The following is a 13,449-nucleotide window of genomic DNA, read 5'->3' as shown; positions in this document are numbered from 1 at the left end:
CGCCGCAGGCGCGAGAATGTGCAAGGTACATTCTTTTTTAAACATGAAAAAGTCCGTCGTGCCGGTTCGATTATTTTTGACAGAAGGCACCCCTTATGGTACACTTAAAACAATAATTGGGGTCAGTATACCCTGACGAAAAAAGATGAATTTAAGTTTACTTGAAATAGATATTGAGGTGACATATTTTGGATAAATATGAATACAAATTAAAACTAGATGAAATAAAAAATCTGATGGCGAAGAAGCAGTATACAGAAGCTGCTGAAATTGCTGACAGTATCAACTGGCGAAAGGTCCGTAATGTCAACGCACTGATGAAAGCCGGAGATATTTATGCACAGATTGGTCGTTATGATGAAGCAAAAGAGATTCTCCTGATGGCATATGACCGTTCTCCTATCGGACGAATGATTATCTATAAGCTGGCAGAGATTGCCATCAAAACGAAGGAATTTGATGAAGCACAGGAATATTATGATGAGTTTGTAGAGATTGCACCCCATGATAATTTGAAATATATTCTCCGCTATGAGATGAATAAAGCAAAGGGTGCAGGTCTGGATGTCTTAATTCAGATTCTCGAAGAGTTAAAGGAACAGGAATATACCGAGAAATGGGCATTTGAACTGGCATATTTATATCATCAGGCAGGACGCAGCGAAGAATGTATCAATGCCTGTGATGAACTGATTCTCTGGTTTGGCGATGGTCCATATGTAGAGAAAGCACTGGAATTAAAGATGCTTTATCAGCCATTAAACCGGGCACAGGAGGACAAGTACCGCCAGTTTAAACAGCGGAAAGACGGCATCGTGGAAGTGCGGCCGGAGGATTATCTGGAATCCGGTGAGATTATCAAGGAGCCGGTACAGATTAAACCGGTAACCACCAATGCAGAGAAATTTAATACGGTAAATCTGCAGGAAGAATTAGCCCGCAGCATGCAGCAGATTATGAATGCCACAGAGAAAGAAGAAGTGGCAGATACCATGCAGGGCATCAAGAAAATTGTAGAAGAGATTCCGTATTTGCAGCTCCCACAGGATGAAGAGGCACAGAAAGAGCGTTTTGCGGATATCCCAACCGATGAAGAAATCGATGGCTCCCTGAAAATTAATTTCCAGGAGATGTTAGGCGAAGATTATGATGGTCAGATGCGTATGGTAGTCCCGGAGAAGAGTGCATTAGAAGCACAGATTACCGGACAGATGAGCATACAGGATATTTTAGAGGAGTGGGAGAAGACCAAGCGTGCCGCAGAGAAAGCATTACAGGAAGCGGAGCAGCAGAAGTTAGAATCTGCCAAGGCAAAGGCATTAGCAGAAGCCGGAGATATCATGGAGCGTCTTGCAGATGTAATTCCGCAGCTGGATGCAGGACTTACCTCCAAAGAATTATTAGAAAAAGAATACTTAGGCAAGCTGCCGGAGGAAGAAGCCGGACAACTTGTTGCCAATATGAATGATATTTTGCAGCAGCAGATTGATTCCATCAGTCAGGCAAATGCGAAAATCGATGAATTCCTAGCTGCCGGTGTACCGGGACAGAGAGGAGAGGCGGCTGCAGGTGCAGCAGATGCGATGGAAATTCCGGAAGGAGAAGGTATTGCAGCTGCCGATGAAGAAGAACCGGCTGGCACAGAAGAAATGACAGAACTTTCGCCGGAAGAAGAACTCCCAGAGATTGCACTGCCGGATGATATAGCAGAAGAAGTGGCAGCAACAGAATCAGAAGAAGTCTTACCGAAGATACAGTTAGAACCGGAAGCTGAGACAGAGGATGCAAAGCCGGAGGAGAAACTTCCGGAGATTGCAGAGCCGGATTCAGATGAGGATAACATCGGAGAGAGAAAACCGATTACCCATCTTTCCAAGGAGCAGAAAGCTATCTTTACTTATTTTGTTCCGGTATCCGGAATGGAGCCGCAGATTTGTCAGGCAATGGAAGGATCCATTGAACATTTAGAAAAGGGAATCAAAGGTGGAAACATCCTGATTCAGGGAGCAAGAGGAAGCGGTAAGACCGTACTTGCCACCGCACTGGTGAAGGCAATCCAGAATGAAATCGGAAAGCCGGGCAAGCGTGTCGGAAAGATAGATGCCGTTTCATTAAATCAGAAAAATATCCCGGAACTTTTAAAGAAAGTTGCCGGTGGATGTCTTATTATAGAAAAAATCGGAGGAATCAGCCGGGAAACAGCCGTGAAATTATCACTGGCATTAGAAGCAGATGACACCGGAATCCTTGTAATCGCAGAAGATACCAGAGAGGGAATCACCAAAGCAATGGGAAGAGATGAGTCCTTTGCCAGACGATTTACCGAGAAGATTACGCTTCCGATATTTACCAGTGACGAGCTGGTATCCTTTGCAAAATCGTATGCCCACGAACTGACCTATGAAATAGATGAGATGGCGGTTCTTGCTCTATACAACAGAATTAGTAACATTCAACGCTTAGACAGAGCGACCACGCTGACCGAGGTGAAAGAAATCGTGGACGAAGCAATTGCCAATTCCGAGAAATTCAGCATTAAGAAAGTATTTTTCTCAAAGAAATACAAAGATGATGATTATGTCATCCTTCATGAAAAGGATTTCGAAGAATAGGAAAGAAAGAAATGAGGTGTAGTATAAATGGGGAACTTCACAGAACTGGATATGTATTTATTTGGCCAGGCAACACACTATGACATTTACAAGAAACTGGGAGCTCATCCGGCAGAGATAAGGAAGAAAAAGGGGATTCTTTTCGATGTCTGGGCACCACATGCTGCAGAAGTCTATGTCATTGGAACTTTTAATGACTGGGATGAGACAGCAAATCCGATGCGGCGGTTAGAGCCGTCAGGAATTGGAATTTATGAAACATTTATTTCAAAGGCAAAATTAGGAGACCTATACAAATATCTGATTATCACACCAGATGGACGGAAATTGTATAAAGCAGATCCATATGCCAATTATGCAGAGGTACGCCCGGGAACAGCTTCCCGTATTGCTGATATTGAGCATTTCAAATGGACAGATGATAAGTGGATGGACAAACGGAAACAGACAGAAGATGTCTATGCAGAGCCGATGGCAATTTACGAGGTACATCTGGGTTCCTGGATGCGCCATCCGGGAAGAGAAGATGAGGGATTCTATTCCTACCGTGAAATGGCAGAAGCACTGACAAAATATGTTAAAGGCATGGGATATTCCCATGTAGAATTAATGGGAATTTCCGAATATCCATACGATGGTTCCTGGGGCTATCAGGTAACCGGCTACTATGCACCAACTTCACGGTATGGAACGCCGGAGGATTTTGTTTATCTGGTAAACTACCTGCATAAGCATGGCATTGGCGTTATCTTAGACTGGGTACCGGCACATTTCCCGAAGGATGCCCACGGACTGGCTGATTTTGACGGCTGCCCGTTATATGAATATTCTGACCCACGGATGGGTGAACATCCGGAGTGGGGTACTAAGATTTTTGATTATGGCAAATCCGAAGTAAAGAACTTCTTAATCGGAAGTGCCTTAATGTGGATTGAACATTATCACATTGACGGACTCCGTGTAGATGCGGTGGCATCCATGTTATATCTTGACTATGGCAAGAAAGACGGACAGTGGATTGCCAATAAATATGGTGAGAACAAGAACTTAGAAGCCATCGAATTCTTCCGCCATATCAATACCTTAATCACCGGAAGAAATCACGGTACTGTCATGATTGCAGAGGAATCTACCGCCTGGCCGATGGTAACCGGACCGGCAGACAAGGGTGGATTGAATTTCACATACAAATGGAATATGGGATGGATGCATGATTTCCTGGATTATATGTCTTTAGACCCGTATTTCCGTAAAAATAATCATCACAAGATGACTTTCGCCATGAGCTATAACAGCTCTGAAAAATACATACTGGTGCTGTCTCATGATGAGGTTGTGCATCTGAAGAAATCCATGTGGGAGAAGATGCCAGGTGATGAGGAAGACAAGTTCCGCAATTTAAAGAGCGCATACTCCTTTATGATGGGACATCCGGGTAAGAAGCTTCTCTTTATGGGACAGGATTTCGGACAGCTTCGTGAATGGAGTGAAGAACGGGAATTAGACTGGTATCTTATGGAAGAACCACGTCACAGACAGATGAATGAATACTTCCGTGAACTGCTCCATATTTACCGCAAATATCCGGCAATGTATGAGCAGGATAGCGACTGGAACGGTTTCGAGTGGATTAATGCAGATGATGCAGACAGAAGCATCTACAGCTTTGTCCGCAAGAGCAAGAATGGCAAGAACTCACTTCTCTTTGTCTGTAACATGACTCCGGTAGCCAGAGATGATTACCGTGTGGGTGTACCGAAGAAAGGCACCTATCACCTTCTGCTGAACAGCAATGAAGAGCGTTTCGGCGGAACAGAAGCAGATAAGAGCAGACCGGCAAGCTATAAGGCGGTGAAGTCGGAATGTGATGGAAGAGAATATTCCATTTCCTATCCGCTGCCACCGTTTGGCGTCGCAGTATTCCGGGTAATGTAGGAAGCAAAGAATAATAAGAAAACAAAGCAGCACGTTAGCCAGGTTGGTTAACGTGCTTTTTTTGCTTTACAGGAAATTACTTTCCTATAAAGTAAAAAACGCTCCGCGAGAATGTGCCGGTGGCAGGTTCTGTAGATAAAAATAGACAAAAAAGCAAAAAGTGAAGCCCTAAATTATAAAAAGATAATAAATTTCATAAATAAATGATGAAAAATAGAGATTGTGAAAAATATTTTCCAGTTGTTTTCAGTGGCTTGTTTCTGCGGTTTAAGTGCCTTAAGATGAAGGTAAATAAAATACAGCAGAAAGGAGAAGAACGTGTATAATCATTTATTTCAGCCAATTTCTATTAATGGAATGATATTAAAAAATAGAATTGTGGCAACACCGACAGGTGATGATTTTGAAGAAAAAGCATTGGGCGGTGCAGCACTTGTAATTGCGGGACATGCAATAGTAGAACCGGGACGTTCCAGTTTTGCAAGTCCGGAAGAACCGTATCCATTTGCCAAGTATGAAAGAGAAGCAACCAGAAAGAAAGTGTTGAAGATTCACAAAGGCGGAGCGAAAGCTTCTATCGAAATCTTTCACGCAGGACAGGATGCAAGAACGGTGGATTATGCGAAAGGACCGTCTGGATTTATCCGCCCGGATGGAGTGGAAGTAAAGGAAATGGATGAAGCGTTGATGGAAGAAACGTTGCAGTGGTATGCCGAGACCGCAGCAAGTGCAAGAAAAATTGGTTTCGATTCCATTTTTCTTCACTTCGGACATGGCTGGCTTCCGGCACAGTTCCTTTCCCCACATTACAATCACCGGACAGATTCCTACGGTGGAAGCATCGAAAACCGCAGCCGTTTTCCACTTCGGATATTAGAAACCGTCCGGAAAGCAGTTGGAAAAGATTATCCGATTGATATGCGTGTCAGTGCCTATGAATGGATTGAAGATTCCATAAGCTTTGAGGATGTGATGTACTTCCTGAAGCAGGCAGAGCGGTATGTGGATACTGTTCAGATTTCATCTGGAATTGATAAAGTGTTTGAAGCAAATGTGCATTGCATCACAACCAATCTGGAAGAAGAAATGCCGAATCTCAAATGGGCAAAAATTGCAAAACAGGAGCTTAAGATTCCGGTTTCTGTGGTCAGCGCCGTTATGACCCCGGAAATGGCAGATGAAATTATTGCAAAGGGTTACGTGGATATGGTGGCATTTGGAAGAACACTTCTGGCAGACCCGAACTGGCCGAAGAAAGCACTGGAGGAGCATCCGGAAGACATTGTTCCGTGTCTCAGATGCTCCAACTGTTATCACATTTCCACAGACCACTGGAATGTAGGCTGCTCGGTAAATCCAAGATATCACAATGAGGAATTTATTCCATCAGGTCTTGATTTGCCGGAAGCAAAAGAGAAAAAACATGTGGTAATCGTTGGTGGAGGACCGGCAGGCATGAAAGCTGCCATGACAGCATATGACCGGGGACATCAGGTGACATTGCTGGAAAAAGAAAGTGAACTGGGCGGCATGCTTCGCTTCATTGAAAAAGAAGCACACAAGGAAGAAGTTAAGCGGCTTTTAAACTATTACCGGATGCAGATGGCAAAAAGAAAGATAGAGGTTCGTCTGAACACAGAAGCAACACCGGAGTCTATAAAAGAGCTTCAGCCGGATTCATTGATAGTTGCCCTTGGTGCTACGGAGCGGGTTCTTCCGATTCCGGGAATTGATAATCCCAAGGTACAGCTTGCAACAAAAGCGATTATGCATCCGGAACAGCTAGGACAGGAGATAGTAATCCTCGGTGGAGGAAGTATTGGATGCGAGATAGGATTAGAGCTTGCCGAGCAGGGAAAGAATGTTTCCATTCTGGAACTGACCGATACACTGGCAGCAAATGCCAACTCTTTATACCGGGAAGCATTACGTCAGAAGTTTTTGCAGTATGAGAATCTTCACAGCCTGTTAAAATGCGGTTGCAGCAGAATCGAAGAGGATGTTGTTGTTTATAAGGATGAAAAGGGAGAAGAGAAGAGTATTTCCTATGACAACCTGATTCTTTCTACCGGACTTTCGGCACAGAAAAAGCTTGTAGAAGCATTTTACGGAATTTGTAAAGATACCATAGCAATTGGGGACTGTATCAGTCCATCGAACATTATGAATGCAAATTTTGAAGGGTTTGCAGCAGGATTAAATATATAAGAAAAATGTGAATTACACAAAAGAAAGGGGTAATACGAATGAAAGACTACTCAGAATTAATTCAGGCGGTTATCGCCGGCGTGGGTGGCACAGATAATATTGAAAGTTGTATTCACTGTGCAACAAGACTCCGTTTTACATTAAAGGATGGAGCAAAATTTGATCAGGCTTCCTTAAAGAAAGTAAAAGGTGTACTGGGAACCTTAATCGGCTCCGGATATTATCAGGTATTAATCGGACCAAATGTAGGTGATGTTTATGCACAGCTTGCAGAAGTTCCGGCACTGAAATCCAAATTAAAAGTAGAAAATCCAGCAGAAGCTGTGGATGACGGGAAGAAGAAAGTCGGACTTTTAGACAGATTTACAAAAATGATGTCCGATGTATATGCACCGTATATTCCGATTCTGGCAACCGGTGGTATCGCATCCGGATTAATTGGATTACTGGCAAACCTTGGCGTAGTAGACAGCACAGGTCTTACTTACCAGACCTTTTATTCTATTTTTTATTCGCTGATTTATTTCTTCCCGATTCTGTTGGCATTTACAGCAGGAAAGCATTTTAAATGTAATCCATATGTAGCCGTAACACTGGGTGCATCCATTATGTATCCTGGCGTAGCAGACCTTCTGGTAACCGGTGAGAAAGCTTCCTTATTGGGAATTAACTTTACCGCATATAATTTCAGCGGTTCCTTTATTCCGATTTTACTGGCAGTATTCTGCATGAGCTATTTTGAAAAATGGCTGAAAAAGATTTTACCACAGGTAGTGCAGTTTATCCTTGTTCCATTCTTATGTTTGATTGTATTTGTTCCACTTAGCATTCTTGTATTTGGACCACTGGGCGGACTTGTTGCAAATGGAATTAATGCCGTATACGGTGTAGTAAGCGCAAGCAAGATTCTTGTAGGCATTGTATTTGGTGGATTATTCTCCTTGGTAATCCTTCTTGGTATGCACTGGGCAGTTACTCCGATTCTTCTTGGAATTATGGCAGAGCAGGGCTTTGAGCCGGCGCTGGCAGCAGGTGGAATGGGTAACTACGCAGCACTTGGAATCTGCCTTGCAGTGGCAGTATTTGCAAAAAATGCAGGAGACAAGACAACTGCAGGTTCAGCAGCATTTACCAATGCACTTTGCGGTATTACAGAGCCTGGACTTTACGGTATCATTTTAAGAAGCAAATGGTTGCTTGGAACAATGATTGTTTCCGGTGCAGCAGCAGGATTAGTTCTTGGAATCGGCGGTGTTGCAGCAACAAACTTCTCCTTCTCAGGACTGCTTGCTTTCAGTGGATGGTTTGGATGTGTCAACTTCCCAATGTACTGCGTAGGAATTATCGTATCCATTGTTTTAGGATTCGGAATTACAGCATTCCTGCTTAAGAGCGGAAAAGTAAAAGAATATGACTAGAATATAATTGATGCGGGAAACTTGCAAAGTGTATTTCTGGTAATTTACAATATCTTCCCTTTTTTTCCGGTGGATTCTCTGCTAAAATAAATGTAAAATTATTTGGCAAAAGCTGCCGGAAGAAAGGGAAGTGCTATGATTATAGAAAAACTGATGAAGCAGGCAGACTTTACAGATGTTGAAAAAAGTATTGCAGCTTATTTGATGAAAAATGGGTTTGATGTAAAAAATATGTCCATTCAGTCCTTGGCGCGTGCGACTTTTTCGTCGCCATCTACTATTACAAGATTTTGTAGAAAGCTGGGACTGGATGGATATAAAAAATTTCAGATTCTGTTTTATTCAGAATATGAAGCATTTGCAAATCAGGGCGTAGTAGATGCAAACTATCCTTTTTCGGGAAATGACTCTTTTGAACAGATAGCAAGGAAACTTGCAAAATTAAATAATGAGACTATAAGAAAAACAGTGTCTGGATTTGATTATAACCAGCTGCACCGCATTGTACAGCGGATGAGCAGAGCTGATATGATTAATGTTTTCAGTGTGGGTACATCTGCTACCGTAGCACTGGAATTTCAACAGAAAATGCTGCGTTTTGGTAAAATAGTAAACTTGACGATGAGTTCCTGTTTCCTGCCGGGCTATGCGCTGACAGCAACGGAGCACACCATCAATCTTGCAATTTCCCAGTCTGGTGAAAACCGGGATGTGGTAGAAAGCTTAAAGCTTCTGAAAAAGAATAAACGGTACAGCGTAGGAATTACGGCAACTCCAGACAGCTCCGTGGCGAAAATGTGTCAGGAAGTCATTCTGGTGGACATCCAGGAGCAGGGCTCTTATGAAGAGAAAATAGATACGTTTGCGGTATATAGCGCATTCCATTTTATATTGGATTGCATGTTTTCATTTTTGTATCAGCTTGATTATGAAAGCAATGAAAAGGAGACAAAGGAAAAGGCGTATTTCATAAAAGAAAGCAAAGAGCAGTAGAAAGACAAGGATGTTGTCTATAGTTATGTAAACCAACCAGGCTTGGCAGCATAGAAGTGAAAAAAGAAAAGAAAGGCGGGAAATAGAGATGTTTTCCATTTTTAAAAATAAAGAAAATTCTGCAGAAGAGAACCAGACACCGGTTCTGAAAGCATATCTGTCGGGAAAAGTAATTCCGATTGAAGAAGTAAAGGATGAGGTATTTTCCTCAAAGGCGTTAGGTGATGGACTGGCAATTGAGCCGGAAGGAAATATTGTTACCGCTCCGTGTGCCGCAACAGTATCTTTATTAATGGATGATTCCAGGCATGCGGTTGGATTAACCTTATCAAACGGAGCAGAAGTCCTGATTCATGAAGGAATCGATACCGTAAATATGCAGGGCGATGGTTTCCGCTACTTTGTAAAACAGGGACAGAAAGTAAAAGCGGGAGACAAGCTCTTAGAATTTGACCCGGAGAAAATCAAAGCCCAGGGATATGAGAAAACCTGCATTCTGGTATTTACCAACGGAGATGAGTACCCGGATATGAAGTTTCATACCGGAATGGATGCAGTACAGAACGAGACGGTAATCGTAGAATTTTAAGATTGGAAATTTGTAATTAAAAAACATAGAAACTTCACATATTATAATGTTAGGACTTGTACTTAGTTTTTCAACTTTAAGCGGATGCGGAAACAATACAGCAACCCACACGGAGGTTTCTACGGAGGCAGAGGAAAGCGATACCTTATATGGCGAGGTCAGTAGCGTCAGTGATGATTCCACTACGATAGAGGTTGGAGCATACAGTTTCGATGACGGAACGCTTACACTGAGCGGAGAAGAAAAGACCATAACCGTAACGGATGATACAACCATCAGCCGTCAGGGAATGGGTGGCGCGCCGGGAAATGGCGAAGCACCGGAGAAGCCATCTCAGGAGATGAGCCTTTCGGATTTGACAAAGCCGGAAGAGCTGTAAAATAAAAGTAATGATATAAAAAAATCATAAAACCAGATAGTTCTTTCTTTCATAAGAAAATGGCTATCTGGTTTTTCGCTGCCTACTTAAGTTTTTCACTCAATCAGCCGACATAATAAAATAGCAGGACATTTGATAAGACCGTGAAAATGGAGGAATTTCATGCGGATAGAACAGAATCAGAAAATGGATGCCAATGTAGTGGTGACAGGAAACGCCAGACAGGACAATGTGGCAGCTGCGAAGAAGGACGCATCCATTGTAAGAATAGAAAAAGACAGAAAGGCAGATCGTCTGTTAGAGCAGCCGACTTATGGCAAGCCGGAAAAAGAGGGAAATGCCTTAGAGGAGATTCGGGAGCAGGCATCCAATCTGGACGCAACCCAGATGAAAAATGAGATGCTTTTTGCATCAGACCATACTACGGGAAAAGATGTAAAAGCAATGGAAGAGGATGGATTTTCCCTGACAGATACGGAGATTCCAACGGTAGTAACCGAGACCGATAAGATGAAGATGCGTCTGGCAAAGTCAGGAGAAGACATCAGCTATTTCGGGGACGGACTCAGTGATGCCCAAATTGAAGCGATGGCAGGAAGCACTGCAATGGCACAGCATATAGAATCAGCCCTGAATACCGTAAATATCCCGGTGACAGAGAATAATGTAAAAGATATTACAGAGACTGCCAATATGATGGAAGAACTTCATACACCGGATGAAGGAAGCATGAAATATATACTGGATAATGAACTGCCGGTTACCACTGCCAATTTGTACAAAGCAGAATTTTCCGGAAGTGCAACCTATGCCGGAATCCAGCAGATGACAGACCTTGATTATGATGCGTTAAAGCAGCAGATAGAAGCCGTAATATCCGAAAGCGGCATGGATGTCAATGAGCAGAATATGGCAGATGGCAGATGGCTCATTGAAAATGGTATTCCACTGACTGCAGAGAATTTGGAAAAGTTATCCACTTTACAGCAGTTACAGCTTCCGCTTGGCGAAGAAGAAATCATAACGGTATCGGCAGAGGCAATTTCCGATGGAATCCGTCCGCAGGATGTCGTACTTTCCGGAAATGATTTCAAGGATCAGGCACAGGATGCATTGGACGTCATTACCAATGTAACGGATGAGGAACTTGCCTATGTGGTAAATTCCGGAGAACCGCTTACTATTGAGAATCTGAAAAAAGCTGCGGATGAGATAAAGAACAAGGACACAAAAGTTTCAGTGGCAGCGGATAAAACAGCTTATACGAAAAGCGGCTTAGACCTTCTGACTGCAAGAAGACAGTTAGAGGAAACCAGACTGAAAATGACCAGTGAAGCGAACCTTTCTTTACTGAAAAAAGGAATTTCCATTGATACCATGGAATTGTCCCAGCTGGTGGAAGAACTGAAAACACAGGAAAATGAATATTACAGCAGACTCCTTTCCGGGGATGGCATTGCACCAAAGGAAGCGGATGTGGCATTGTTCCGGAATGTCATGGACACATCTGAAGCTTTAAAAGCGATGCCGGCATATGCCCTTGGAATCCATCCGGTAGATGAAACAACATTGCAGAGTCTTTATGAAGATGGAGCTGCCTTAAAGGATACCTTTGAAAAGGCAGGGGAACGATATGAGACCATGATGACAGCACCACGTCAGGACATGGGAGATTCCATTTCCAAGGCATTCCGCAATGTGGATGATATTTTAAAGGATTTAGACCTGGAAACAAGCTATGGAAATCAGCGTGCCGTCAGAATCTTAGCTTATAACCAGATGGAGCTGACACCGGAAAATATTGCGGAAATGAAAGCTGCGGATGAAGAAGTGCAGCGGGCATTTGACCATTTAAAACCGGCAGTTGTTCGTACCATGATAAAAGAAGGCATGAATCCACTGGATATGAGCTTTGAAGAGATAAATACCGTATCTGAGCAGATTCAGGAAGAACAGGGCATTACCGAAGAGGAAAAATTCAGTAAATACCTTTATAAATTAGAGCAGAATAAGGAAATCAGCGAAGAAGAACGAAGTGCTTATATCGGTGTATACCGGCTAATCCGTCAGGTAGAAAAGACAGACGGCGCAGCAATCGGAGCCTTGCTGCAGCAGGGCGGAGATATTACATTGCGTGGACTTCTGACCCAGGTTCGTTCCGCAAAGCACGGTGCAATGGATTATCAGGTAGATGATGATTTTGGAGGCGTACAGACCAAAGAAGGAGCCGGCATTTCCATTACGGAACAGATTGAGGGAGCGTACCAGAAGAATAGGATTTCTGATGTGAAAGATGGACTGGTACCGGAGAAGATTGCACCATTTATGGAAGATGAAAAATGGCTTTCCATGACACCGGAAGAACTTGCAGATGCCATGAAAGAAGTGGAGCAGAAAGAAGAAACAGAGGCAGCTTACCGGAAGGAACAGGTACAGGAGCTGTCCCGGGCAGCAGCAGCACCACAGGAAGTCTATGAGTGGTTAGAACAGCTTGATATGCCGGCAACCGTCAACCGGGTGCTTGCAGCGGCAGATTATATGAATAACCGGAATCAGGTATTTAACCGTCTGTTTAAGATGGCAGACCGGAGCGAAAATCTGTCAGAGGAACTGGAAAATATCAAAGAAAAAATATTTTCTGATTTTGCAGAGGCAGTTAAGACACCGAAGGAAATGGCAGAGGCCCAGCGGAAGCTGGCGGATACCGCAGAGAATGTCATGAAGACCATGATGATGTCGGAGGATAATCTTACAAGCCTTGATTTGCAGGAACTGAAAATGATGCATACCCAGATTGCATTGGGAAGTGCGGCGGCAAAGAAAGAAGAATATGCAGTTCCGGTACTGGTACAGGGCGAGACCTGCAACGTTTCGCTTAAGATTGTCCGTGGTGAAGAAAAGAAAGGTCTGGTGGATGTTGTTTTTGAGACAGACCGGTTGGGAAGAGTGGCAGCGCAGCTTCGTGCCGGCAAGGAAAAGATTTCCGGTTATATTGCAGCAGAATCCAAAGAGACAACGGCATTATTTGAAAGCCATGCGAAAGAGTGGGAAAATCTTTTTGCACAGGAGCCGGGACAGGAAGTCAGCATCAGCTATATGACCGGAGAAATAAAGAAAGACGGAATCCGTCACAACACAGAAGCTTTTTCTAAAAATCCAGACAAGCCGGAAGAAAAAAATCCTTCGGATATGGAAATCCAGACAAAGACGCTTTATGGAATGGCAGAAAGTTTCCTAAAAGCGGTTAAGTCCTTAGAAAGGTAGTCCGATATACAATACATAAGACATGGAACGTCAATAGACCGCAAGGATGCG

At 43.3% G+C, this 13,449-nt stretch carries 8 protein-coding genes; all 8 read left to right on the top strand.

What is annotated here, in order from left to right:
* Positions 1-188: 188 nt before the first annotated feature.
* The 8 genes from DWW33_RS09985 (at position 189) to DWW33_RS09950 (ending at position 13,398) form a co-directional block, all read left to right on the top strand.
* Positions 189-2,612, top strand: a complete 2,424-nt coding sequence (locus DWW33_RS09985; protein ID WP_118639422.1) for a tetratricopeptide repeat protein — start codon at positions 189-191, stop codon at positions 2,610-2,612.
* A gap of 27 nt (positions 2,613-2,639) precedes the next feature.
* Positions 2,640-4,547: a 1,4-alpha-glucan branching protein GlgB gene (glgB, locus tag DWW33_RS09980; protein WP_118639421.1), complete on the top strand. Its 1,908-nt coding sequence runs from the start codon at positions 2,640-2,642 to the stop codon at positions 4,545-4,547.
* A gap of 318 nt (positions 4,548-4,865) precedes the next feature.
* Entirely contained in the window at positions 4,866-6,755 is a 1,890-nt protein-coding gene (locus DWW33_RS09975; RefSeq protein WP_199650768.1) for an oxidoreductase, read from the top strand.
* A gap of 38 nt (positions 6,756-6,793) precedes the next feature.
* Positions 6,794-8,173, top strand: a complete 1,380-nt coding sequence (locus DWW33_RS09970; protein ID WP_118639420.1) for a PTS transporter subunit EIIC — start codon at positions 6,794-6,796, stop codon at positions 8,171-8,173.
* Between the two features lie 135 nt (positions 8,174-8,308).
* Positions 8,309-9,166 carry a MurR/RpiR family transcriptional regulator gene (locus DWW33_RS09965; protein WP_147404718.1) on the top strand — a complete coding sequence of 286 codons (858 nt, stop codon included), beginning with the start codon at positions 8,309-8,311 and terminating at the stop codon, positions 9,164-9,166.
* A gap of 88 nt (positions 9,167-9,254) precedes the next feature.
* Complete coding sequence (locus DWW33_RS09960; protein ID WP_117841876.1) at positions 9,255-9,755, top strand: PTS sugar transporter subunit IIA; 501 nt, start codon at positions 9,255-9,257, stop codon at positions 9,753-9,755.
* A 46-nt stretch (positions 9,756-9,801) separates the two neighbouring features.
* A complete protein-coding gene (locus DWW33_RS09955) occupies positions 9,802-10,134 on the top strand; it encodes a hypothetical protein (protein ID WP_118639418.1) in 333 nt (110 codons plus the stop codon).
* A 162-nt stretch (positions 10,135-10,296) separates the two neighbouring features.
* Positions 10,297-13,398, top strand: a complete 3,102-nt coding sequence (locus DWW33_RS09950) for a DUF6240 domain-containing protein (protein WP_118639417.1) — start codon at positions 10,297-10,299, stop codon at positions 13,396-13,398.
* Positions 13,399-13,449 lie beyond the last annotated feature (51 nt).

This window comes from Roseburia sp. AF15-21, from assembly GCF_003479505.1.
GTDB lineage: Bacteria > Bacillota > Clostridia > Lachnospirales > Lachnospiraceae > Roseburia_C > Roseburia_C amylophila.
Note: the sequence above shows the minus strand (reverse complement) of the source record. Positions and strands in the feature narration are given on the sequence as shown.